Annotated in this window: 22 protein-coding genes; 17 read left to right on the forward strand and 5 right to left on the reverse strand. The window is 45.9% G+C overall.

Annotated features, from left to right (window positions below; all coding sequences use genetic code 11):
• The 13 genes from ACO6VG_RS05895 (at nt 1) to ACO6VG_RS05955 (ending at nt 13,882) form a co-directional block, all read left to right on the forward strand.
• Entirely contained in the window at nt 1-564 is a 564-nt protein-coding gene (locus ACO6VG_RS05895; RefSeq protein WP_422136057.1) for a recombinase family protein, read from the forward strand.
• A gap of 15 nt (nt 565-579) precedes the next feature.
• The gene (locus ACO6VG_RS05900) at nt 580-1,566 is read left to right on the forward strand and encodes a hypothetical protein (protein WP_422136058.1); all 987 of its coding nucleotides are present in this window, start codon (nt 580-582) and stop codon (nt 1,564-1,566) included.
• A complete protein-coding gene (locus ACO6VG_RS05905; protein ID WP_422473134.1) occupies nt 1,563-3,647 on the forward strand; it encodes an ATP-dependent helicase in 2,085 nt (694 codons plus the stop codon). Before ACO6VG_RS05900 ends, ACO6VG_RS05905 begins: the two co-directional genes overlap by 4 nt.
• A 196-nt stretch (nt 3,648-3,843) precedes the next feature.
• Nucleotides 3,844-4,482 (forward strand): hypothetical protein, encoded by a 639-nt coding sequence (locus ACO6VG_RS05910; protein ID WP_422136060.1) that lies wholly within the window; start codon nt 3,844-3,846, stop codon nt 4,480-4,482.
• Between the two features lie 58 nt (nt 4,483-4,540).
• On the forward strand, nt 4,541-4,744 hold the full coding sequence (locus ACO6VG_RS05915; protein WP_422473136.1) for a hypothetical protein: 204 nt from the start codon (nt 4,541-4,543) through the stop codon (nt 4,742-4,744).
• Nucleotides 4,741-6,459 carry an ABC transporter permease gene (locus ACO6VG_RS05920; RefSeq protein ID WP_422136062.1) on the forward strand — a complete coding sequence of 573 codons (1,719 nt, stop codon included), beginning with the start codon at nt 4,741-4,743 and terminating at the stop codon, nt 6,457-6,459. The genes ACO6VG_RS05915 and ACO6VG_RS05920 overlap by 4 nt, the downstream gene beginning before the upstream one ends.
• Nucleotides 6,456-7,514, forward strand: a complete 1,059-nt coding sequence (locus tag ACO6VG_RS05925; RefSeq protein WP_422136063.1) for an ABC transporter ATP-binding protein — start codon at nt 6,456-6,458, stop codon at nt 7,512-7,514. Before ACO6VG_RS05920 ends, ACO6VG_RS05925 begins: the two co-directional genes overlap by 4 nt.
• Before the next feature lie 350 nt (nt 7,515-7,864).
• Nucleotides 7,865-8,404, forward strand: coding sequence for a (2Fe-2S)-binding protein (locus ACO6VG_RS05930; protein WP_422473138.1), 540 nt, complete (start codon nt 7,865-7,867; stop codon nt 8,402-8,404).
• Complete coding sequence (locus ACO6VG_RS05935) at nt 8,401-10,662, forward strand: molybdopterin cofactor-binding domain-containing protein (protein WP_422473140.1); 2,262 nt, start codon at nt 8,401-8,403, stop codon at nt 10,660-10,662. The genes ACO6VG_RS05930 and ACO6VG_RS05935 overlap by 4 nt, the downstream gene beginning before the upstream one ends.
• Before the next feature lie 116 nt (nt 10,663-10,778).
• A complete protein-coding gene (locus tag ACO6VG_RS05940) occupies nt 10,779-11,780 on the forward strand; it encodes an XdhC family protein (RefSeq protein WP_422473142.1) in 1,002 nt (333 codons plus the stop codon).
• Complete coding sequence (locus ACO6VG_RS05945; protein ID WP_422136067.1) at nt 11,767-12,366, forward strand: nucleotidyltransferase family protein; 600 nt, start codon at nt 11,767-11,769, stop codon at nt 12,364-12,366. The genes ACO6VG_RS05940 and ACO6VG_RS05945 overlap by 14 nt, the downstream gene beginning before the upstream one ends.
• A 104-nt stretch (nt 12,367-12,470) precedes the next feature.
• The gene (locus ACO6VG_RS05950) at nt 12,471-12,911 is read left to right on the forward strand and encodes a DUF1499 domain-containing protein (protein ID WP_422136068.1); all 441 of its coding nucleotides are present in this window, start codon (nt 12,471-12,473) and stop codon (nt 12,909-12,911) included.
• Between the two features lie 86 nt (nt 12,912-12,997).
• Nucleotides 12,998-13,882, forward strand: a complete 885-nt coding sequence (locus ACO6VG_RS05955) for a sterol desaturase family protein (RefSeq protein WP_422136069.1) — start codon at nt 12,998-13,000, stop codon at nt 13,880-13,882.
• Nucleotides 13,883-13,902: 20 nt separating this feature from the next.
• Here the strand turns inward: ACO6VG_RS05955 and mnmE are convergent, their stop codons facing one another.
• The 5 genes from mnmE to rpmH all read right to left on the reverse strand — a co-directional run bounded on the left by mnmE (nt 13,903) and on the right by rpmH (nt 18,071).
• On the reverse strand, nt 13,903-15,279 hold the full coding sequence (gene mnmE, locus ACO6VG_RS05960; protein WP_422136070.1) for a tRNA uridine-5-carboxymethylaminomethyl(34) synthesis GTPase MnmE: 1,377 nt from the start codon (nt 15,277-15,279) through the stop codon (nt 13,903-13,905).
• Nucleotides 15,280-15,403: 124 nt separating this feature from the next.
• Nucleotides 15,404-17,083 carry a membrane protein insertase YidC gene (gene yidC, locus ACO6VG_RS05965; RefSeq protein WP_422139390.1) on the reverse strand — a complete coding sequence of 560 codons (1,680 nt, stop codon included), beginning with the start codon at nt 17,081-17,083 and terminating at the stop codon, nt 15,404-15,406.
• Nucleotides 17,059-17,439 (reverse strand): membrane protein insertion efficiency factor YidD, encoded by a 381-nt coding sequence (gene yidD, locus ACO6VG_RS05970; RefSeq protein ID WP_422137051.1) that lies wholly within the window; start codon nt 17,437-17,439, stop codon nt 17,059-17,061. Before yidD ends, yidC begins: the two co-directional genes overlap by 25 nt.
• A gap of 115 nt (nt 17,440-17,554) precedes the next feature.
• Nucleotides 17,555-17,923, reverse strand: coding sequence for a ribonuclease P protein component (gene rnpA, locus ACO6VG_RS05975; RefSeq protein ID WP_422136072.1), 369 nt, complete (start codon nt 17,921-17,923; stop codon nt 17,555-17,557).
• Between the two features lie 13 nt (nt 17,924-17,936).
• Complete coding sequence (gene rpmH, locus ACO6VG_RS05980; protein WP_252177766.1) at nt 17,937-18,071, reverse strand: 50S ribosomal protein L34; 135 nt, start codon at nt 18,069-18,071, stop codon at nt 17,937-17,939.
• An 842-nt stretch (nt 18,072-18,913) separates the two neighbouring features.
• Between rpmH and dnaA the strand changes: the two genes are divergently transcribed.
• The 4 genes from dnaA to gyrB all read left to right on the forward strand — a co-directional run bounded on the left by dnaA (nt 18,914) and on the right by gyrB (nt 25,348).
• Entirely contained in the window at nt 18,914-20,476 is a 1,563-nt protein-coding gene (dnaA, locus tag ACO6VG_RS05985) for a chromosomal replication initiator protein DnaA (RefSeq protein WP_422473144.1), read from the forward strand.
• Nucleotides 20,477-20,561: 85 nt separating this feature from the next.
• Nucleotides 20,562-21,665: a DNA polymerase III subunit beta gene (gene dnaN, locus ACO6VG_RS05990; RefSeq protein ID WP_422136074.1), complete on the forward strand. Its 1,104-nt coding sequence runs from the start codon at nt 20,562-20,564 to the stop codon at nt 21,663-21,665.
• Between the two features lie 121 nt (nt 21,666-21,786).
• The gene (recF, locus tag ACO6VG_RS05995) at nt 21,787-22,941 is read left to right on the forward strand and encodes a DNA replication/repair protein RecF (protein WP_422473146.1); all 1,155 of its coding nucleotides are present in this window, start codon (nt 21,787-21,789) and stop codon (nt 22,939-22,941) included.
• Entirely contained in the window at nt 22,934-25,348 is a 2,415-nt protein-coding gene (gene gyrB, locus ACO6VG_RS06000; RefSeq protein WP_422136076.1) for a DNA topoisomerase (ATP-hydrolyzing) subunit B, read from the forward strand. The genes recF and gyrB overlap by 8 nt, the downstream gene beginning before the upstream one ends.
• Nucleotides 25,349-25,444: the final 96 nt, after the last annotated feature.

The raw sequence follows: 25,444 nt of genomic DNA on the forward strand, positions 1-25,444 counted from the left end.
ATGAAAATCGGCTACGCAAGAGTATCAACAAAAGATCAGGATCTTTCATTACAGCGGAAGGCTCTATCGGAAGCTGGCTGCACAAAGATATATGAAGACAAAGCCAGCGGAACACAGAGTAACCGAGAGGGCTTAAAACTCGCTTTTGAAGTGTTACGTGATGGGGATACCCTGGTTGTCTGGAAGCTGGATCGCCTTGGGAGAAGTGCCAGAAGTCTGATTACCTTGGTAAATGAGCTTGAACAACAGGACTGCCATTTTGTCAGTCTCACAGACAGCATTGATACTACAACAACAGCAGGACGCTTCTTTTTCCATGTCATGGCAAGCCTTGCTCAAATGGAACGTGAATTGATTGTTGAGCGCACTAAGGCCGGTCTTGAAACTGCACGCCAGAGAGGAAAGATTGGGGGGCGCAAACGGCAGATGACAGACTCAAAAATTGAGGCTGCTAAAAAGCTGCTGACTGACGGCATTCCTCCCAAAGAAGTTGCTGCGAACCTTGGCGTTTCTGTGCCAACACTTTACCGATGGCTTCCTGCATCCGGCAGAACGGGCATGTAACTCTTCAAAATCCTTATGAAAGAGCCTCATTATCCTTACGCTTACAACGAAAATGGTGTTGTTCTTCACATTAACAGCGCACATAAAAGCAGACGTTATACATGCCTGAATTGCCAGGAAAGAATGGTAGCAAAAACAGAAGGCGAAAGAATAAACTATTTCCGGCACTATAATTCTCCACCCTGCACAGGAGAAACATACCTACACAAATTAGGCAAAATCCTCTTCCACCGCGATTATCAAGCTGCATTGGAAGAAAAAAGACCGTTTTATATACATGTTAACTCAATACAGATCTGCCCAACAGTCCAAACCAACTGCGAGTCACTGAAGTGTCGATATGAAAAGCTTATTACTCATGACCTAACACGGTCTTTTGACCAGATATCATGCCCACAAAAAGAAGTGGTTCTGGATCGATATGATTACAAAATAAGACCCGATTTACTTTTAAGTTCATCGAACAATCCTGAGCGTTTATTGCTCATAGAGTTTGCTGTTACACACCAGTGTGAAGACAAGAAAATCTCTACGGGAGCAAAAATTATAGAATTCCAGATTCAGGATGCTCTTGAAATTGAATCTCTTTGGTCAGACGGAATAAAAAGCGGTGATGAAGTTAAATTTTACAACTTTATATTGTCTGAATTTGAAGCAAAGCAGTGCCTAATAGAGAAATGTCCAACAAGTGCAAAAAAAATCACTGTAAATAAACAGTCAGACCTATCAATAACAGACATCAAACTTTCAGCATTACAAGAGCAGGAAGCAACCAGTCAATTCATAGCAACACTCTACAGTGACGATTTTCCGAGTAAGACTGAAATCGCCAAGTTATATCGAAAGTCTCAAAGCAAAGGTTACATTGAGGTTCGATGCTATTGCTGCGAACACTCACAGATAAACAGCAGTTATAAAAAAATATTTTGTACACTGAAAAGTCAGGCTGTTTTTCCTATTGAAGCTACTCGATGCATTGAGTATAAGGAAATTCAATCATGATTTATTATACGCATGAACAAAAAAAAGTTATTTCACATGAAAATGGCCACATGCTTGTCAGAGCAGTTCCTGGGTCTGGAAAAACCAAGACCTTGGTTGGAAGGATTTGCTATTTAATAAACAAAAAAAAGATAGCACCGCAAGATATATTAGTTTTGATGTTTAATCGAGATGCAAGAGATAGTTTTTCAAAAAAACTGTCTGAAAAGAGATTCAACATCCCTCATAACAAAAAGGTTATACCTAATAATGTTAGGGTTTGTACATTTCATTCATTTGCTCTCGAAGAATTAAAAAAAGCTTCAAAATACGGCTATCTTAATATTTTTAAGGGTGAAGCTGATGAAGATAAAGAAATTCGCAAACATTTATTAAGAGATACATTGAGGGAATACGCTCAAAAAGAGCGTAAAGAGTATGATGAGTATAAGCTGACTGAAGAGTTTATAGATAAGGTTAGAAACCTAAAGGCAGAGTGTTACAACCCATACATAGAAACGACAGAAGAACAAGAACTCTTTGAGAGAGCTTATAAGGGTTTTGAAGAGAAACGGCTGGCTCATAATATTCGTACTGAGGAGGACTGGATTCCAGATTTGGTTAATACCTTGTACTCTACTGATCTCAGTTTGCCTAGATATCAATACATACTGGTAGATGAATATCAGGATATCAATATTGGTCAAAACAGGCTGCTTACTTCCCTATGTCAAACGGGGGGAGTCATAAATGCTGTTGGTGACGAAGACCAGTGTATTTATAGCTGGAGAGGCTCTAGGCCAGACCTGATGAGTGATGAAGTATTTTTGCGAACCTTCCCTGGCAGCTCATTTTACAAACTGACCACTACATTTCGGTTCGGACATTCATTATCCTTGGTTGCAAACTCGGTCATTAATAACAATCAGAAAAGAGAGAAAAAAATCTGTATTTCTCACCTATCAACACCAGATACAAAAGTTAAATTAATAGAAAGCAATAAGCCAAGTATTTCTTTGATTACTCTTATTCAGACAATGAAAAACAAGAATATACCTCTTAGTGATATTTCCGTTTTGACGAGAAATAATGCTCAACTTTTGTTAATACAATTTTTGATGAGGTTATTTTGTATTCCTTATAAAGGCAAGACGAAACATGATGATTCAAGTCAAGATGTTTTCTGCACCATTGGCTTACTAATGCATTTCTTAATGCACAAGAAACTATGCCCGGAAAGAGTTAGAAACGATAACTTTATTAGCCGATTCCTTCGAGGTATGAGTCCATTTTTAAAAATTTCTGATGCAAAGAAAATAGCAAAAGAGATTGCAAAAGATGATACTATCAATCTATGTATTGTCCTTGAGCAAGCAGCCAGAGAGCTAAACAAAAAAGACTTATCTGAATTATCAAAAATAATGAAAGAGCTACACAATATAGAAATAAAGCAAAAAGAAATATCGGCTTTTTCTATTTTTGATCATATGGTAAGAACTGCTGATTTATTCTCTCTATGGGATAAAAAATCAAATTCAACTATTGATTCAAATCACAGGGTTAGGACTTTATCTTTATTCGGACAGGTACTGAGTGATAACAATATTGCCCCTAATGTTTTCATTAGTCAATTAATCAGTCCGTTACCAATAGAAGATGAAAACTCAGTAAGTCTTATGACTTGCCATCGATCAAAAGGTTTAGAGTTTCCATATGTCATTATGGCTGACTTATATGACGAGCAATTTCCATCCGGAAATTTTGACATTAGCAATGATAATCCATTGGAAAAGTTAGGCTTAGAAGAAGAAAGAAGGTTATTTTATGTGGGTATGATCAGGGCAATAAAAGCTTTATTTTTATTATCCCCTGAAGATTCCAGATTAAGCCGTTGGCTCGCAAATCCGAAAACCTTTTCTCATCCAAACCAAGGAGAAATACTTGCTTCAAGATTCATATATGAAAGTGACATTCAAAAACTTGTGCAGTATGGACGGCAGTTGCACGATTCGGGTGCTGTCACTTTACAGCATGGTAAAGATTGGCTGGTCAAGAAATATCTTCGGGAATACAGAGCATTATCAAAACCGCTCTCAAGGTGAGGAATAGCGCAGTGACACACAGGTATCGGAAATATTGATTTCACAAAATTAAGCCGTTAATCTTGCCTCATGGCTTGGGTAGGAGCCTGCTGTCCACATTGGCAAAGCATCTTGCACTACCTCCTCAGTTGCGGCCTGATCAAGGTCATTCCTTAAGTGGACTACGGAATATCTAACACTATGATTAGGTTCCACTATGAGCAATAGCAACCACTATGGCTACCTTTGGCTTGCCGAAATTAAGTTTTTTGCAAAGAAACTCAAGACAACCCATCCTGACTTAGGACACTCTCAGAGACTGGATTATGCAGCTCAGAAACTAGCAAAGCTTCGACATTATCATGAGGCGATTACACTGCATAAAAAATATATTGCTTCTCTGCAAGAGGACCAAGGATCAGGCATGGCTAAATGCAAATATTGTGGGTTCACGTATTGTGCAGACATAGCTGACGACTTGAAATGGCATGAAGATCGCCACTTAAATTATGAAAAGGCAGTGAAGGCATTGGGTTATAAGCCAGAAGGTTTTGTTGATAGAGAAGACTCTAAGGAAAAAGCATACAGCGCCATACATTCGGCGTTTGGGCTCGACGAGCAAATAAATGCAGCTTTAAAAGTATTCCGTTCTCATTTTGACCGCTCTCTGGAAAGAGCGATAGATGATGGTTACTGGAAAGAGCATCCCTCATTCGACGAGTTTGTTGCAATGATGGACTATGCTCCCGGAGTTATTTCAGAAAAAGCAATAGAAGTTATAAGAGAAAAATACGGTCGTAAAGAAGGCCACATCCCCAAAGGAGGCTCATACTGGTTTCCGAGTAAACAAGGCTAATTTGTTCTGACTTGACTACATCTGCAAGTGCTTTCATTCGGCACTTGCAGACGAACAAATGGAAGCTGTCGATGAAGCCATTTATTTCAGATATATCAGCACGTTAAGGCGATTTTCTGACGTAAAAGCAATTTTGCAGGCCGGGGCCCTAATTGCGTTGCTGTTTGAAAGACAGATGCAAATTTTACTGATATTCATTCCGTTTTCTGTAAAATTGGCCGCTTGGCAGAGTTCGGACAGATATTTAAACAGACTTTCATGAAACAGGTGCTTACCGCCTTAGAAACACAGGAAAATGACTTATCACCACTCTCTTTGCAGTGTGGCATTGATAAGTCATATTCAAGACAAGGCCTTTCGATCTTCTGGAGAGCTGGCAGCTGGTTGCTGGCTCTTCTGCTTTTTACTCCGTTTTTGGCTCTGGTCTATGAGGCCTCGGCGCCTAGCGGTGAGATTTTTGCTCATCTGCGAAATACTGTGCTGGGCACTTATATCCTCAACACCGTATTGTTGATCCTGGGTGTCGGTATTCTGGGTTTGATCCTTGCCCTTCCTGCAGCCTGGATCATGGCAAACTGTGAAATTCCCGGTAAACGTTATCTGCAATGGCTTCTGGTACTGCCTCTGGCCATGCCCTCTTACGTGGTCGCCTATATCTATACAGACCTGCTGGAATACGCAGGCCCTGTGCAAAGACTGCTGAGGGATTTAACGGGTTGGCAGAGTGCTGCGGATTATTTTTTCCCGGATATTCGCAGTCTGGGTGGCGCAGTCATCATTTTGGCGCTAGTGCTTTATCCTTATCTTTATCTACTGGCCAGAACCGCATTTCTTGAACATTCCCAGAGTCAGATGCTTGCCAGCCGGTTGCTCGGATGCTCTCCTGTTTCCAGTTTTCTGAGGGTCTCAATCCCCATGGCCAGACCGGCTATTGTCACCGGCCTTGCCCTCATGGGTATCGAAACACTGGGTGATTTTGCCACGGTTGATTACTTTGCTGTACCGACTCTCACGACAGCTGTCTATGATACCTGGCTGGGTTATGGCAGTTTGAATGCCGCTGCCAAACTTTCAGCTATCATGCTGGTTGCAGTGATGCTGCTGATCTCACTGGAAAGCTTCAGTCGCAGGAGACAACAGCTGTACCAGAAAAGCACCGGGCAGGACCACAGGAAAGCCTCCGTTTTGAGGGGTTGGAAAAAGGCCCTGGCCTTGTTCTGGTGCTGGATGCTGGTCATATTGGGCTTTCTTCTACCTGCTGCTATTTTGCTGGATTACGTTTTCCGATATTTCAGTGATTCCTGGAACCAGGAATGGCTGACTTACAGCTTCAACAGTTTGAAGGTTTCATTAACCGCAGCCACATCTGCAACACTGGTCGCCTTATTTCTGGGACTGTATCAGCGCCTTCAGGGCAGTCGCTTTGCCAATATTCCTTCCCGGTTGGTTTCTAGCGGATATGCCTTTCCCGGAAATGTTCTGGCGATAGCGGTGTTAACCCCATTAACCCTGTCTGACCACGGTTTGAATGATTTGATTATGGCCTTTGAGTTACCGCCCGTTGGCCTGATTTTCAGTGGCTCGATATTTGCGCTTGTTTTCGCCTATACCGTTCGTTTCTCTGCCGTGGCCGTTGGCAGTGTTGAATCCAGCCTGGGAAGAGTTTCCCCGTCTCTGGATATGGCCAGCCGAACACTGGGATGCAAACCTTCAGAAATGGTGAGGCGCGTTCATATTCCCATGATTCGCAAAGGCTTGTTGACCGGATTTCTGCTGGTTTTTATCGAATCCATGAAAGAGCTGCCGGCGACTCTCCTTTTAAGACCTTTTGGCTTTGAGTCACTGGCTACCCGGGTTTTCCAGTTTGTTTCCGATGAAAGACTGGAAGAGGCTGCTCTGGCAGCATTGATAATGGTACTGGCCGGGCTGATACCACTGATACTTCTGAACCGTTCACTGGAGGCAGAACAAAAATGACCGCCCTGACAATTGCTGGCCTGAGCTGCCGTTATGAACAGACAGAAGTACTCTCTAACCTGAGCCTTGAGGTAGAACAGGGAGAAATTGTTTGCCTGCTGGGTCGAAGCGGCTGCGGCAAAACCACGCTTTTAAAAGCCATTTCAGGTCTTCTTCAGCCTTCTGCAGGGACCATTTCCCTGCACGGTCAGGTCGTCAGTTCAGTCCATGGAACACTGCCCCCGGAACAGCGTGGAATGGGGATGATCTTTCAGGACTACGCTCTGTTCCCTCATCTGAACGTGTTTCACAATATTGCTTTTGGTTTGAAAAACCTTTCCCGCAGAGATACCCGTAAGCGTGTGGAAGCCATGCTGGAGCTGGTCAACCTTTCTGGCCTGGACAAGCGCTATCCTCATGAACTTTCCGGCGGCCAGCAGCAACGTGTTGCCATTGCCAGAGCCCTGGCTAACAACCCTTCCCTGTTGTTGCTGGATGAACCTTTTTCCAATATTGACAGTCAGGTAAGACAGAAACTGGTGAGGGAGGTCAGGGATATTCTCAAGCAACAGAAAGTCACTGGACTGTTTGTCACCCATAACCGTGATGAAGGTTTTGCCTTTGCCGATTCCGTTGCCATTATGCACAATGGCAATATTCTGCAGCGAGGTCACTCTTTCGACGTCTATAACCGCCCGGCATCTCGTTTTGTGGCAGAGTTTATGGGGTCTGGAAATCTCCTGCCCTGTGAAGTAATAAACAGTCGCACCGTTTCAACACCAGTCGGTGTCGTTGAGTCATCCACTGATATTTCAGCAGACCCCGGTCAGACTGCGGAGCTGTTTATCCGTCCACAAATGTTTTCGATTGAAAGGTGTCGGTGCGAAAAACCGGTGAATCCTGCCCAGATCAAAAGCCAGCAGTTTATGGGAACCCGATTAAGGACCGAGGTTAAGCTGAAAGAAAATGTTCTGGTTGTGGAAAACTCAACCCCGTTCCCTGAAAGCACACCTGTGGATATTTCGGTAAGACCTCACGACCTGCTTCTGTTTGATCAGAAAGGGGATTCAATCTGATGCTTCAGAGTTTATGTTTTACCCGCTGCAGCCAAGCCTGAGTATCCTGAAAACAAAATCAGGTTGTCAGTCTGATCCGAACTGCTTCTATGAACCATTCATGCCCGCTCTCTCTGTAAGGCCATTGTCGTCTTTGAAAATGTGACCAGATTTCCCACTATGTTTGTGGGTAGAGTTCCGTATAATGACCCACAACTGATACCACTTTCGCCGGGCTGCCGGGACAATTGTTTAAGCAGTATAAACGACGGATATAAAGTGGTTTCTGTAAACCACAAAAATAATAAATGGCTCAAAGTCTATCAAAACTTATGAGCCAGATAAGAAACTGGCACAGCCGGGTGGGACAAGTGATTAGCTTTAAACTCAATGGACAAACAGTCAATGTAGACGCACCGGGCGATACACCCTTGCTTTGGGTGGTTCGCGAACATTTAAAAATGAAAGGTACAAAATTCGGTTGCGGTATGGGCTTATGTGGTGCCTGCAGCATGTTAATCGATGGTGTGAGTTCCCGAACCTGCATTATGCCCGTTCAGGCCGTGGCCAATAGAAATATAACCACCATTGAAGGCATTGGTAATCCAGAAATGATGTCCACTTTACAGAACGCCTGGGTAGAAGTCGGCGTTCCACAATGTGGCTATTGCCAGAGCGGGCAAATCATCAGTGCTACCGCATTACTAAGCCAGAATAAAAACCCCAGTGACAGTGACATCGACAACGCCATGAGCGGCAACCTATGCCGCTGCGGTACTTATCCTAATGTGAAAAAAGCCATCAAAAATGCAGCAGCAGATTTAAGAAATGGCAAAGGCCGTTTGCAAGCCGTGCAACCGTTTGATCCAACGGCAACTTCTTCACTGGACACACAGGAAGTGCAATCATGAGTGTCACTGAGCAAAAAAAATTGCTAACGAAAAACGAACAGGCATTAGAAAACAGCTCCCGCCGTAGCTTTCTCAAAAAACTGGGCATTATTGGTGGCGGTCTGGTCGTTGGAATTCCACTGACTGCCTGTGCCAGCAATAAATCCCACAATAATATGACCGGTGATCTGCAACCCAATGCTTTGCTGCAAATTACCGGCAATAATGAAATCTATTTTTATCTTCCCCGCTCGGAAATGGGACAGGGCGTATACACAGGCCTGACCACAGTGCTGGCAGAAGAACTCGACGTTCATCCAGATAAAATCAAGGTTAAACAGGTTGGCGCCTGCGAAGAATATGCAAACCCGGAATATGGGCTGCAACTAACAGGTGGCAGCAACAGTATTCGTACTCATTTCATTCCACTTCGCCAAATGGCGGCAAATGTTCGTATGGTTATTCGACAAGCTGCAGCAAAGGTACTTCATTTGTCAGTTGATCAAATTCAAACTGATAATGGAATGATTGTAGCCAAAGGTAAAAAGCTACCTTACGGTGCATTCAGCGAAGCGGCTTCTCAATTGAGCCTTCCTGAAGACACACCCATCAAGAAAAGAGCAGACTTCAAATATATTGGTAAATACTCAAAACGTCTTGATGCTGTAGCAAAAAGCACAGGCTTGGCGGAATTTGGTTTGGATGTAGAATTTGAGGGCCTGCACCGGGCTGTGTTAAAGCGTTGCCCGGTATTTGGTGGCACTGTGAAAAGCTTTGATGACAGCAAAGTGAAAAGCATGCCCGGCGTAAAAGCTGTTGTCAGAATCTTCAACGGTGTAGCAGTGGTTGCTGATCATTACTATCAGGCAAAAGCGGCCTTACCTCTGTTAGACGTGCAGTGGGAATTACCTGAAACCCTTTCAAACTTTTCCAGCGCTGCCACTGAAGCAGGTAACGGTAAACAACTCTTTAAAGAAGCTTTGGATAGCGATGAAGCGGATAATGCACACGAAGAAGGAGAGGGTCGCAATGCCTTAAAAGCTTCCGACACCCTTGTATCTGGAGAATACTGGGCCCCTTTCCTGGCTCACGCCACCATGGAACCTATGAATTGTACTGCGAAATTCACGGGTGACAAATTAGACATTTGGACAGGAAGCCAAAACCCCGGAATTGCCGCCAAACTGGGTGCTTTTTATGGTGATGTAGCAAAAGATGATGTCACGATTCATAGTACATTCCTCGGGGGAGGATTCGGACGTCGTATATCAAGCGACTTTGTTGCCGAAGCCGTTTCCATAGCCAAGGCATCAGGCCTGCCAGTGCAACTGATCTGGAGTCGCGAAGATGATACAAAACACGACTATTACCGCCCTGCGACCCTGGCTAAGTTTCAAGTTGGCTTAGATAAAGACGGTAATATCGACAGCTGGAACGTTAAGCGCTCTGGTGCAAACGTCATACCTTATACCATGGATGAACTGGCCGATGCCATGATGCCAGCATTCCTGCCTGACGGTATGGTCGACTGGATCAGTAAAGCCGGTTACGGCCTGTTTGATGGCTGGACGGTAGATCCTACTTCAGTAGAAGGCTTATTCGAAGACTATGATGCCGACCATAAATCCGTTGACCATGTCACGGTTGATCCGGGACTGCCCATAGGTTTTTGGCGAAGTGTTGGTCACTCATTCAGTGGTTTCTTTAAAGAAAGCATGATGGATGAAATCGCCATTTTGCAAAAACAGGATCCTGTCGACTATCGCCTTAAACACTTGAAAAATAATCCTCGATTGGCGAACACTCTAAAAATTGCTGCCAACAAAGCGGGCTGGGGAAAACCTTTACCAGAAGGTCATTATCATGGCGTAGCAGCTCATACTTCGTTCATGTCCTATGTGACAGAAATCGCACAGGTATCTGTGAACAACGGCCAAATCAAAGTTCACAAAGTGACTTGTGTGGTAGATTGCGGTTTAGCGGTTAACCCCGAAATAGTTATCCAACAAATGGAAAGTGGCATCTTATTTGGTTTAACCGCTGCTCTCTACGGAGAGATCACACTCAAAGACGGTGCAGTGGTTCAAAGTAACTTCCATGATTACCCGATACTGCGAATGCATGAATCACCAGAAATTGATGTAGTCATCGTTGACAGTGATGAAGCACCAAGCGGTGTAGGTGAACCAGGCCTGCCGCCAATTGCAGCGGCTGTGGGCAATGCCATCTTTGCAGCAACAGGTAATCGTTTAAGAAGCTTGCCTCTTAAACTCAGTTGATTTGTCGAGCTTCGTCCCTCAGCATCAAACCGCTGGATAGGTATTGCAGCAGTTTACTGCCCAGAGGCTGCCTGAGGGACGGAATCCTGCCTGGAATGTATAAGCAAAGGTTCACTATGCAAGGTTCACAATTAGACGTTCTGAAAGGTTGTTTATCTTGTCTTGAACAAGGTGATGAAATCTCCCTGGTCAGTGTCGCTAAAACCTGGGGCACCTCACCCCGACCGGTAGGTTCCCTTTTAGTGGTAAGTTCTTCTGGTCGCTTTTTTGGTAGCGTCAGTGGCGGATGTGTTGAAGAAGATTTAATTGCACAGCTAGCCCAAAACCCTGTCAGATTCGTGCAAAAAATCATGTACGGAGAAACTGCTGAAGAACGTCACCGATTCGGATTACCTTGCGGAGGGGCTCTGGAACTCATGGCGGAGCCTCTCAATGAAGTAGCAGACGTTAAATTTCTTATTGATCACATTGAAGCGAGAAAAACCTGCTTAAGAAAGGTAAGCCTTGAAACGGGTCAAGTGATTTATAAGCCCTGGAAGCAACAAGAACCAGGGTTGTCACAAACCCACTGGCAAAACGTCTTTGGACCAATCTGGCGATTAATGGTGATTGGTGCCGGTGAAACCGGCCGATATCTGGCTGAATTTGCACAAGGCCTTGGATTTGAAGTTTTGGTTAGCGATCCCAGACCTGATTATCGAAGCAACTGGCCCTTAAAAGACTTGCCGTTATTAAAAGGCTTTCCCGATGATGTCATTCAGGATTTAAATGTCGATGTCCGCACTGCCATTGTCGCAGTAGCCCATGACCCGAAAGTAGACGACATGGCCTTACTAACAGCACTAAAAAGCGATGCATTCTATGTTGGTGCTCTTGGCTCAAGACTCAACAATCAGGAGCGTCGCAGACGACTCAGGGAGCACTTTGATTTCAGTGATGCTGAGGTTAACCAGCTCCATGGCCCGGTTGGATTAAATATCGGTAGTAAATCCCCCGCAGAAATTGCACTTTCTATTCTTGCTGAAATCACTGCCATTAAAAATGGCATACAGCCTGGTAAGGCGCTGGAAAAGAAAGAAGATCAAATAAGTCAGACGACCGCCTGTGACATCAGCTAACATCAAAAAATTCAACCCTTGCGAGAAAATAACAGCGGTTATCTTAGCTGCAGGCAAAGGCTCGCGATTTAATGGCCATAAAATGATGCATGAGATTAACGGCATCCCAATGGCCATTCTTAGTGCGTTGAATGTCCAGCCCCATGTTAATCAGGTTTTAGTGATCGTCAGGCCTCAGGATGACATTCTTAAACATTCATTAGACAAATACGGTCTTGCTTACACTGAAAACCCTGACTTTGAAAGAGGTATGAGCTCATCCATTGTTATAGCTATTAACAATATTCCTGAAGATCAAAACATCCTTCTCTGCCTGGGAGATATGCCTTACATTGAATTTGACACCTACAGGCAGCTCACAAAAAGCTTTAAAAACAATGAGTACAAGAAAATCATCAGGCCAATCTATCAATCTGAAGATTCAGATCCCGTCCCTGCTCATCCCGTTTTATTTCCGGCTTTTCTGCAATCTGATTTAACATTGCTCAGTGGTGATGAAGGTGCTAAATCTATTCTCAAAATCCACAAACCGATTTTGCTGGAAACTTCTGACGAAGGTGTGATCAGGGATATTGATTATGCTTGAGGCCCTGAAATGAGCTTAGGGAGGTTTAACGCATACAGGGGTCTTTCAGGCTCCACTCAGATCCGTCATACTGACGCCCTGAAAACTGATTCGGAGAAAATCTGATGTTGGACTTCCTTTTCACAGCGATTGATGACCGGGTCATTGATTTTGAAACATTAAAACTACACGAAAAGCCCAATCAATATCTGGTTTTGCCAGAAGGCAAGTTTTTAGCAGAGCCCCATCAGATCAGCCCTGTTCTGAACGTTGGTGTCACAGAGCTGCAAGAGCGGTTTTCAGACCTTGCCCAAAGTCAGGAGAAGGTAGAAGTCTTGCGGACAAGTGACGATGGTCAGCAGGTCGACTACGTTCAGAGAACCCCTTTCATGGGCTATCCGGATACCATTACCGTACGTTTTTATAGTCAGGGGGAAGATACCAGCACACTGGCCATTTACTCTCGCTCACATTACGGCTACTCCGATCTTGGCGCGAACAAGAAAAGAATCACGCTCTGGCTCGACAACCTGAAAGCCTCTCTTAAAGCCCCAAAAGAGCATTAGTTTATTTGGCTACTTACCCGGGCAAAGTAAAGATCACTATGCCAAATGTTAACCCTTATTGACGAAAGCAGAAGATGGAGTTTCAAATGATTATTGACCATCCCGAATGGTTGCTGATGCTGCTGGCTCCGCTGTTTATTGGTTTAATGTTGGCAGAATATTTCATCGGCCAAAGGGGCGGAATGCTTCCGGAAAATTCCGCCTATAAACTGCCAGAAGTACTGTGCAATTTCTCATTAGCAGGTATGCATCAACTGGCAGATATCGTTACAGGCCTGGTGATCGTCAAACTCTATTTCTGGCTTTTTGGCTGGAAGTTACTAGAGATTGAAATGAACGCAGCTTCCTTTGTTGCTTTGCTGATCTTACAGGATTTCTGCTACTACTGGTTTCATCGTGCCAGCCACAGGATACGCTGGATGTGGGCTGCCCATGTCGCACATCATAGTTCGCAAAGAATGAATTTCAGCACCGCGTTTCGCCAAAGCCTGATGTACCCAATTGCCGGTATGTGGCTGTTTTGGGTTCCTTTAGTCATCATTGGTTTTGAGCCTAAATGGGTTATCTTTGCAGTGCTGCTTAATCTGGGGCTTCAGTTCTTTGTCCATACTCAGTGGGTTCGCAGTCTTGGCAAGTTCGAGCTTATTTTTAACACACCGTCCCATCATCGGGTTCACCACGGTATCAACTCTCATTACATCGATAAAAACTATGCCGGTGTTCTGATCGTCTGGGATAAGCTATTCGGTACCTTTGAACCAGAAGTAGAAACTGTGCGCTACGGGGTCAGTAAGCCTGTCAACAGCCATAACCCTCTGACGGTTACCTTCTCTGAATGGCGGGATATGTTTAGAGAAGCAAAAGGTGAACACCTGACACCAAAGCAGCGCCTGAAGATCTTTCTGGCTCCACCCGGTGATAAACCCACGGAGGCAGAGCCTGAAACTTCAGAGCAAACCTTAAAAAAGTAAACTGAACCTCTGAATTTCACCTACTTGCCAATACAGAACGAGGAGAAAATCCTGCCCAGCAAATCGTCGCTGGAGAACTCGCCGGTAATCTCGCCCAGGGCCTTCTGGGCATGTCGCAGATCTTCAGCCAGAAGTTCACCTGCCCCCATGTATACAAGCTGCTTCTGACCGTTATCCAGAAACTCCTCTGCTCTTCGCAGCGCATCCAGATGTCTGCGCCGGGCAGAAAAACCACCCTCCATGGCGCCCTCATAGCCCATACAGGCTTTCAGGTGCACTCTGAGAGCGTCCAGGCCGTGTTCTCTCATAGCACAGGCCCTGATCAGGGGGACCCCTTCAACGTCCTCTATGCCTGCCTGTTCGCCTGTCAGGTCAATCTTGTTACGGATCACAGTGAGCTTTTCTCTGGAAGGCAGTCGATCAACAAACTCAGGCCATATGTCGTGAGGATCGGTTGCGTCAGTGGTTGATCCGTCCACCATCAGGAGTACTCTATCAGCGTCTTCTATTTCCCTGAAGGCACGTTCTACACCAATCTGTTCGACTTTATCATCTGTCTCTCGCAGACCGGCGGTATCAATGACATGCAAGGGCATACCATCGATATTGATGTGTTCCCTGAGGACATCACGGGTGGTACCGGCAATGTCCGTTACAATAGCTGACTCCCGTCCTGATAACGCATTCAAAAGGCTGGATTTACCGGCATTGGGACGTCCGGCAATCACTACGGTCATACCTTCACGTTGAATAGCCCCCTGACCCGCTTCTCTCATGACCTGGGCAAGATGGCTGATGATGGTTTTGAGATCGCCTGCCACTTTGCCGTCGGCCAGGAAATCAATCTCTTCTTCGGGAAAGTCGATGGCAGCTTCAACGTAAATTCTCAGTTCAATCAGGGATTCGACCAGCTCGTTGACTCTTCTGGAGAAAGCGCCTTGCAGTGATCTTAATGCCGATCTGGCTGCCTGTTCTGAAGTACTGTCGATCAGATCTGCGATGGCCTCGGCCTGCGCCAGATCCATCTTGTCATTCAGGAAGGCTCTTTCGGAAAACTCTCCGGGATTGGCCAGCCTGACCCCAAGGGCATTAATTCTTTTCAACAGTAAGTCCAAAATGACAGGACCACCATGTCCCTGGAACTCTATGACATCCTCTCCAGTAAATGAATTTGGATTAGGAAAGTAAAGAGCCAGTCCTTCGTCCAGAACCTCATCCTGCTCATCGTAAAAAGGACCGTAATGAGCGTAACGAGGCTTGGGCTCCATTTTCAGAACCTCTCTGGCAACCCACAAAGCTTCAGGGCCTGAGACCCTGATGATCCCCACCCCACCTCTTCCGGGAGCGGTTGCCTGAGCGGCAATAGTGTCTTTATGGAGTGCACGGAGATCGGACATAGCAATTACTGGCTGAGAAATGAGAAAAATGATTAGTCTAATCTAAGGTGGCTGCTGGTGCCATGGCCGTCATGGATCTAAAAAAACGGACCATTGCGGTCCGTTTTTTTTGAGATTTTCAGACTCAGGAGCCTTCTTTCTCGATCTTTTTGGTAATGATGTATTGCTGAATAATCGACAGAATGTTGTTGGTTACCCAGTACAGTACCAGACCTGCCGGGAACCACAGGAAGAATATGGTGAAAATCAGCGGCATCAACTTCATCACTTTAGCCTGAACAGGGTCAGGAGGTGTCGGGTTCAGCATCTGCTGCGCGAACATGGAAGCACCCATGATCAACGGCAGGATGAAGTAAGGGTCCATCTGGGACAGATCCTGAATCCAGCCGAGCCAGGGTGCCTGACGCAGCTCTACAGCCTCCTGCAACACCCAGTAGAGGGCAATGAATACTGGCATCTGGACAAGAATCGGGAGGCAGCCACCCATTGGATTGACCTTCTCTTTCTTGTACATCTCCATCATGGCCTGAGACATCTTCTGGCGATCGTCGCCGTATCTTTCTTTCAGCTCCTGCATTTTTGGCCCCAGCTTGCGCATTTTAGCCATAGAACGGAAGCTGGCCTGATTCAGTGGATAGAATACCGCTTTCACACAAACTGTCAGCAGGATAATTGCCCAACCCCAGTTGCCTACCAGAGAATGGATAAACTGCAGCAACATGAACAGTGGCTGAGCCAGGAACCACAGCATGCCGAAGTCCATGGTCAGCTGCAGACCATCCGCCAGATTCTTCAGGGCAGGCTGATCTTTAGGACCAGCATAAAGCGTTGCACCGGTGACAACTTTCTCACCAGGATTGACTACCAGAGGGTCGTTGTAGAAACCCACCCTATAGTATTCATTGTTACGGGATTCCTGAGTGTAATAATTGTGAGGCTTGTCCTGAGCGGGTACCCAGGCACTGACAAAGTAGTGCTGAAGAATGGCTGCATAACCACCCTCGACTCTTTCCTTGAAAGGCTCTTTTCGGAAATCATCGAAAGGCAGCTTTCTGTATGGCTCATCAATAGAACGAACAGCCGCCCCCAGGTAGGTATTCATGGGGGCGCTGGAGTTTACTGAGCTTGGGTCTTCTGAACCATCCCGCTTCAGCTGAGCATAGAAGGTGTCACGCCATTCCTTGTCGCTGTTGTTGGCGATTTCGTAAGCCAATACGACTTCATAGGAGCCGGGCTTAAAAGTATAACTTTTGGTTACCTGAACTTCGCCAGTGCTGCGAGTCAGTTTAACCGTCAGCTGGTCCTGACCGGCTGGCAAGGTGTAACTGGTCTGTGCAGTGCTGTAGAGGGGTCTCTGATTCTGATCGTTGGTGGGACCATCAGTAGCAATCAGGCCGCTTTGGGCAGTGTAGACACAGGTCACTTCACCCGGTGTGCAGTTGGGCCTGTTAACCAGTAGCTGGAAAGGCGTAGCTTTCTCGCCTTCTTCAGGCAGCCAGGCTGGGTATTTGGGCAGGCTGAGTCCGACAATGTCACCACCGGCGGGGTCAATCTGAAGGTTCAGTGTGTCTGTTTTAACGTTGATCAGTTGAGCAGAAGTCTGAACCTTGTCATCCAGAATTTCCGGAGAGGAAGATGATGGTGAGATAGTGGGTAAATCAGAACCACTTTGAGAAGTGGAGACATTAGCCACAACAGCATCGCTGGCCGGCCGGGTCTGATTGTAATCTTCATTCCATTGCTGAAGTGTAAACACACCAACAACGGCTATAGCACCTATCAAGAGTGTTCTTTGCAGATCCATGATGTCCGAGCCAAAGAGTCTTGGTGATGAATATGATCGTCTGATGACCGGCGTTGCTTGTCCAAGGGAGCAGGCACCGGATCATAACCTCCTGGATGCCAGGGATGGCAACGCAGCAGTCGTTTCAAGGTCAGAAAACTGCCTTTCAGAAAACCATGATGTTGGAGAGCTTCCTGTGAATAGCTGGAACAGCTGGGGTAAAAGCGACAATGCCTGCCCATAATAGGGCTCAGGCAGTAACGGTACACCTTGATCAATCCCATGGCAGAGCGTCTGGGCAAAAGCACGAGAAAATTAATCACAGGTCTGGTCATGTCGACTTTACTCTGTCTGTGCCGAATAGACAGGAAACGCATCGGCTGATTTGAGTGGAGACAGTATGACTGGCTTTCTGAAGAGTGACTGGAGGCAGTTTCTACCTCCACTGTCACGCAGCCCCATAGAGTGCCTGTTTCAGGCAATGGTCTCCATTCAGGAAACCTTCTGCTCGTTCCGACGTCTGGCCAGTTTAAACCATTGGTGGGTGAGCAGTTTATTGATATCGCAGCTTTCCAGCTCACCCAGACCTCTTCTAGCCAGAACAACAATATCCAGGTTTCCCAGTTCCCCCTGATGGAGGCGAAAGGTTTCCCGAATGTGTCGTTTGACTCGATTGCGGCCGGTAGCTTTACGGATATTTTTTTTGGCGATCACCAACCCCAGGCGGGGGTGGTCAAGCTCATTCTGGCAAGCCAGTATCAGTAAATGGCGACTACTGACCTTGATATCCGTACGGTTGAAAACCTGCTTAAAATCAGCTGCTGAGCAAAGTCGCAGATCGCGACCAAAAGCGAAGCTCACCTGTCAGTCCAAATCAGGCAGCCAGACGCTTGCGACCTTTGGCACGGCGACGGTTGATTACCGCACGACCGTTCTTGGTAGCCATGCGAGCACGGAAACCGTGAGTGCGCTTGCGCTTCAGATTACTGGGCTGAAATGTTCTTTTCATGACGTTACTCGTTTTATCGATTTACAAAAAGACGGGCATTCTAAGTAATTGAGGGATAAGCGTCAATTTGCATTTGTCAAGAGTTTGCCACCTGGGCTCAGGGCTCAATCCTTAGAGGGCAGCCAGCTCTTTGCGGATATTAAGTGGGGTTATCGTAAAAGTGCATTTTTATAGGGGAAATTACGTCCTTTATATATAGGGAAAAATAACACACCACTAATTTCAAATGACATTTATAAATTAAAAATCTTTTGAGAGTCATTCTGGAAAATTAAGTACATATAATACATATGTACTTGAGTGATGGTGTTTTGTTTTTTTAATAAATATTAGGCAACACTTTTTATGTGGATAAGTTCTGTAAAGCCTTTTGTACTCTGGGTTTGTTCGTGTGTGTGAATGTGTAGAAAATAAGCAACTATACTGTTCTCTGCCTGCTCACAGCCTGTGTATAATTTGGTACCTTATACACAGTACGTCGATGCATTATACTTATTCACAGCTCACTCATCCTTCATCAGCCTTTGTGAACACAGCCTTTTCCACATTATTTTTTCATCACTGATTGTCTCTTTTTTCGTCTCTTTTTGCTTATAGAGTGTTGATAATTAAGTAAAAAGATTATTTTCTGGCCATGCTTTCAACAAATTTAAGGTGTGGATAACTTTTCCCTGAAAGGATACAATTGAAGCTGTTTTTTGGCCTGTTCTTCTTGCGTATCTGCACTGTTCTGCTGTGGAGGAATAGGTGTTTCTGGACAGATTCTGTTTCCTGCCATTAGCGAAGTCGTCCAGCAGGCAGGCTGACCGGCTTCCATTTCACCCATTTTCAGGAGAGCGCCCGTGCCCTTAGAGCTCTGGCAAAAGTGTGTGGACTTGCTTCAAGATGAACTGTCCTCACAGCAGTTCAATACCTGGATTCGCCCATTGAAAGTCATGGGTGATGAACACGATCTTTGCCTGCTGGCTCCTAATCGTTTTGTCGCAGACTGGGTGAAAGAGAAGTTTCTGCCGCGCATCGAAGAGATACTTGATGAACTGACTGATGGACAGGCTCCGGCGGTGGCACTGGCCGTCTCGAACCGTCGCCCTCAGTCTCTCAGCCGAAGGAGTGCTTCGCCTGCCAGCAGTCCTGTACGCCCTGAACAACCCAAGCCTGTCGTAGAAGAAAAGAAGGCGGTGACCCGGGAGCTGGTGTCCAGCCTCAGTGAAGCATCGGGCCTTTCTACTAGTAAACCTGTGTCGTCTGAAAGTATTGAGCCCCATGCCATACCCAAGAAAGTCAATCCTCTGAAAGCAAAAGAGGACACTGCCAGCAGTCATCCTGCCAGGAAAGAAGAACCTTCTTCCGGACGACAAATAGAAGTCGAGGGTTCAATAAAACATAACAGTTCCCTGAATGCCCACTTCACCTTTGATACCTTTGTTGAAGGTAAATCGAATCAGCTGGCACTTGCAGCAGCCCGTCAGGTGTCTGAAAACCCGGGAGCTGCATACAATCCACTGTTTTTATACGGCGGTGTAGGCCTGGGTAAAACTCACCTTATGCATGCCGTGGGTAATTCTCTGGTTCGTCAAAATCGTAATGCCAGAGTCGTATATTTGCATTCCGAACGATTTGTTGCCGACATGGTCAAGGCGCTGCAATTAAATGCCATCAATGACTTTAAACGCTACTATCGCTCCGTCGATGCCCTGCTGATTGATGACATCCAGTTCTTTGCCGGTAAAGAGCGCTCACAGGAAGAATTTTTTCATACCTTCAATGCCCTGCTTGAGGGGGGACAGCAAATGATTCTGACCTGTGATCGTTACCCCAAGGAAATCAGTGGTGTGGAGGAACGATTAAAGTCCCGATTTGGCTGGGGCCTGACGGTCGCAGTGGAGCCTCCCGAGCTTGAAACCCGAGTAGCCATATTAATGAAGAAGGCAGAGCAGCAAAAAGTTGATTTACCCCATGAAGCGGCTTTCTTTATTGCCCAGCGAATTCGATCCAATGTTCGTGAGCTGGAAGGCGCTCTGAAACGGGTGATTGCCAGTGCTCATTTTATGGGGCGCAAGATTGATATTGATCTCATCAGGGAGTCCCTGAAGGATCTGCTTGCCTTGCAGGATAAGCAGGTCAGTATCGATAATATTCAAAGAACAGTGGCTGAGTATTACAAGATCAAGGTAGCTGATATTCTATCTAAACGTCGTAGTCGTTCTGTGGCTCGGCCCAGACAGATTGCAATGGCTCTTTCCAAGGAGCTGACCAGTCACAGTCTGCCTGAAATTGGTGACGCCTACGGCGGTCGAGATCATACCACTGTGCTTCATGCCTGCCGTAAAGTGAAAGAGCTGGTGGATGAAGACGGTGAAATCCGTGATGATTACAAAAATCTTTTGAGATCTCTGACTAGCTGATTTTGATTCAGCCAGCAGATATTTAATGAATTCAGGAAGAAGGTCATTGTGACTTACTTCCAGATAGCCAAGAGAAAGGAAAGCGATGAAATTTACCATTAATCGGGAAGCATTGCTCAAGCCACTTCAACTGGTGGCGGGTGTTGTTGAGCGCAGACAGACTCTACCTGTATTGTCCAACGTCCTGATGGTGGTGGACGGTGATCAACTCTCTCTGACAGGTACTGACCTGGAAGTAGAACTGGTCGGTAGAGTGACACTGGATGAGGTCTCTGAGGGCGGAGAAATTACCGTTCCAGCCAGGAAGCTGATGGATATCTGTAAGTCTCTTCCGGAAAACGCTTTGATTGAGTTTTCCCAGGATGATCAACGAGTCAAACTGAAAGCAGGCCGTTCTCGTTTTACTTTGTCGACTTTGCCCGCCAATGAATTCCCAAGTATTGACGAAGAACCGGGTTCAATGACCTTTACCATTGGTCAGAGCCGTTTGCGCCGATTGATTGATCGTTCTGGCTTTGCCATGGCGCAACAGGACGTTCGTTACTATCTGAATGGTATGCTGATAGAAGTCAGCCAGAATACGCTGCGTTTTGTTGCTACTGATGGCCATCGTCTGGCTATGTGTACCGTTGATGCTGATATTAATCAGCAAGACCGTCACCAGGTTATCGTCCCGCGTAAGGGGATTATGGAGATGGCCCGTCTTCTGACAGAAGGAGACGAGATGGTTCATATTACTTTGGGTGCCAACCATATCAGAGCGAAAACCGGAGACTTTATGTTCACCTCCAAGCTGGTGGATGGGAAGTTCCCGGATTATGACCGTGTTATTCCCCGTGGTGGTGACAAGATTATTATTGGAGATCGTCAGGAGCTTCGTCAGGCTTTCCAACGTGCTTCCATTCTTTCCAATGAAAAGTATCGTGGTATTCGCCTGATACTTTCCGATGGCTTGCTAAAGGTGATAGCAAATAACCCTGAGCAGGAAGAAGCGGAAGAAGAAATCAGTCTGGCATACCACGGTGAAACTCTGGAGATGGGCTTCAACGTCAGTTACTTGCTGGATGTGTTGTCTGTTATCTCAGGTGAATCCGTGAAGATTACCCTTTCTGATCCTAATAGCAGTGCCCTGCTGGAAGAGTCTGACGCCAGTGATTCCAGTTATGTTGTTATGCCTATGAGACTTTAATGAAGGTGTTTTTACCATCATTGAAGGCCTTTTTAGTGTTCTGGGTCTTTTCAGAAAAAAAGGTCCTCTTATCATTGAAAGCCGTTGTGAAAAGTCTCATCTCTGAGGTTTGTTCAAGCCGATGACGATTCACAAGCTGATGATTAAGGATGTCAGGAATCTGGCATCCGCTACCTTCTCCCCTTCCCCGGATATCAATATTCTCTACGGTCTTAATGGCAGTGGAAAAACCAGTATTCTTGAGTCTATTCATCTCTTGGGTTTGGCTCGATCTTTTCGAAGTGCCAGACTTAAGCCGGTCATTCGTCATAAAAAAGGTAAGTGCACGGTATTTGCGCAAATTCAATCCAATAATGACCGACTGATACCGGTTGGCGTTTCCCGAGATATGGAAGAAGAGAATTTTCAAATTCGGGTCGCGGGTGAAACGCTTAAGTCAACGTCCGAGTTGGCCAGACTTCTACCTTTACAAATTATTAATCCCGATACTTTCAAACTTTTGGAAGGTTCACCCAAGCAAAGAAGACAGTTTCTTGATTGGGGGGTGTTTCACGTGAAACACCATGAATTCTTACCTCTTTGGAAGCGAACTCAAAAAGTGCTTAAACAGCGGAACAGTTTGCTTCGGCATGGTAAAATAACGGGTTCATCCTACTCATCTCAGCTGTCTGTCTGGGATGAGGAACTGGTAAAAGCGGCTGAGGCTGTAGATCAACTCAGACAGCAATACTTTGATCAACTGACACCCGTTTTTCAGGATGTTCTAAACCAGCTGACCTCGCTGGGTGATATCAAGATAAGTTATTACCGGGGTTGGGACAGAGAACGACGTCTGGCTGAGGTGTTAAAAGAAAATACAGTTCGTGATTTTCAGACCGGATACACACAATCAGGGCCACAACGAGCAGATATAAGGGTGCGTCTGGAAGGAAGTAATGCCGTTGATATTCTTTCTCGTGGTCAGCTGAAATTAGTCGTTTGTGCGTTAAAGCTGGCACAAGGCTATCTCTTTTCAAAAATGACCCGTAGCCAGTGTGTTTTTCTTGTGGATGATTTACCTTCAGAGCTAGACGCTCCCCACAGAAAAGCTATGTGCAAGATATTACAGAATATGCAGAGTCAGGTATTTATTACCTGCGTAGAGCCGGGCGCACTGGTGGATTGCTGGGAGCCTGAAATCAATCTGAAAGTGTTTCACGTGAAACAGGGATCTGTGAACTTGGAATCTGGGCGTGAGATTCGCCAGACTGAATCGCTGGAGAAAGAGTATGAGTGAACAAAATTACGATGCGTCCAATATTAAAGTGCTGAAAGGTCTGGATGCAGTTCGTAAGCGCCCGGGCATGTACATTGGTGATACCGATGATGGTACCGGCCTTCACCACATGGTTTTTGAGGTGGTAGACAACTCGATCGATGAAGCCTTGGCAGGCTTCTGTGATGAAATTGCCGTCATTATCCATCCGGATGAATCCATTACCGTTCGTGATAACGGTCGGGGAATCCCTGTAGATATCCACGAAGAAGAAGGTGTCTCCGCCGCAGAAGTGATCATGACGGTACTCCATGCCGGCGGTAAGTTTGATGACAACACCTATAAGGTCTCTGGTGGTCTGCACGGTGTTGGTGTTTCCGTGGTAAACGCCCTTTCCAAAGAGCTCAAGTTAACCATTCGCAGGAATGGTCAGGTTCATCAGCAGGTCTATTCTCACGGTGTTCCACAGGAATCTATGAAGGTGATAGGAGAGACTGAAAAGAGCGGTACAGAGGTTCATTTTGTACCTTCTGAGGAGACTTTCTCCAATATTCAGTTCAGCTATGACATTCTGGCAAAAAGACTGAGAGAGCTCTCTTTCCTGAACTCTGGTGTTTTTATCCGCTTGATTGATGAGCGTACAGGTAAAGAAGATCAGTTCCGTTATGACGGTGGTCTGAGTGCATTCGTTGAATATCTGAATACCAATAAGACCAATATCAACAAGGTCTTCCACTTCACAAAAACAAGGGAAGATGGCATTGGTGTAGAGGTGGCATTGCAGTGGAATGATGGCTTTCAGGAAAACATTTTTTGCTTCACCAATAACATTCCTCAGCGTGATGGTGGTACCCACCTTGCCGGCTTCAGAGCCGCCCTGACCCGAAACCTGAACAGCTACATTGAGCGCGAAGGTTTTGCTAAAAACCAGAAAGTTTCCACTTCCGGTGATGATGCTCGTGAAGGTCTCACAGCGATTATTTCGGTCAAGGTTCCAGACCCCAAATTCTCATCCCAGACCAAGGACAAGCTGGTTTCTTCTGAAGTGAAAACAGCTGTTGAGCAGGAGATGAGCAGTTATCTTGCGGACTATCTGATGGAAAACCCACAAGAAGCCCGAGCGGTTGTAAACAAGATGCTGGATGCAGCCAGAGCCCGTGAAGCGGCCCGTAAGGCCCGTGAAATGACCCGCAGGAAAGGCGCTCTGGACATAGCTGGACTGCCCGGAAAGTTGGCTGACTGTCAGGAAAAAGACCCTGCTCTCTCCGAACTTTACATAGTGGAGGGTGACTCTGCGGGGGGCTCTGCCAAACAAGGTCGAAACCGGAAAACACAAGCCATCCTGCCACTGAAAGGTAAGATCCTGAACGTTGAAAAAGCACGCTTTGACAAAATGCTTTCCTCCCAGGAGGTTGGTACCCTGATTACCGCAATGGGGTGTGGCATTGGTCGCACAGAGTTCAATATTGAGAAACTGCGCTACCACAACATCATCATCATGACCGATGCTGATGTTGACGGCTCTCACATTCGAACCCTGCTATTGACATTCTTCTTCCGTCAGATGCCAGAATTGATTGAAAATGGCTATGTCTATATTGCTCAGCCGCCTCTCTATAAAGTGAAGAAAGGCAAACAGGAGCAATACCTGAAAGACGATATTGCACTGGATGACTATTTAACCCAGTCTGCACTGGAAAATGCCACACTGCATGTCAATGAAAATGCACCGGGTATTGGTGATGAAGCTCTGGAATCTCTGGTAAAAGAATACAGAAAAGTCATTGCAACCATTGAGCGTCTGTCTCGCATTTACCCTTCTGAAATCATGAAAGAGATGATTTATCTGGATGCAGTTTCCCAGGAAGACCTGAAAGACCAGACAAAAATGCAGTCCTGGCTGGATACCCTGAATACTCGCATTCAGGAGCTGAAGCTGGCTGGTCGTGAGATGAGCTTTGAGCTGTTTGAAGACCGTGAGCATCAGGTGTGGTTGCCCAAGGTCACTATCATTTCTCACGGTGTGCCAACTGAATATATCTGGAATGTCGACTTCTTTGGTTCCGGAGACTACGGCTCTATCAAAGCCCTGGGAGCCAAGCTACAAGGCTTGCTGGAAGAGACCGCATTCATCCAGAAAGGTGAGCGCAAAAAAGCGATAGAAAGCTTTGAGGAAGGTCTGGAATGGCTGATGACTGAATCGACCAAACGCCACAACATTCAGCGCTATAAGGGTCTGGGTGAGATGAATCCCGAACAGCTTTGGGAAACCACCATGGATCCGGAAGTAAGAAGAATGCTGAAGGTGACCATTGAAGATGCTATTGCAGCTGACCAGATCTTCAATACATTGATGGGTGATCAGGTTGAGCCTCGAAGAGACTTTATTGAGTCTAATGCGTTGAACGTGGCTAATCTCGACATTTAATACCTCATCCTCACAGGGTCTCAGGGGGCCATGAAAAGTGGCTCTGAGCCCAATCTATTAATCCTCTTCCGGGCAAATAAAGTTATGCTGCGCCGT

Origin of the sequence: Endozoicomonas sp. ALB032, from assembly GCF_049310125.1 — a bacterium.
In the GTDB taxonomy this organism is placed as follows: domain Bacteria; phylum Pseudomonadota; class Gammaproteobacteria; order Pseudomonadales; family Endozoicomonadaceae; genus Endozoicomonas_A.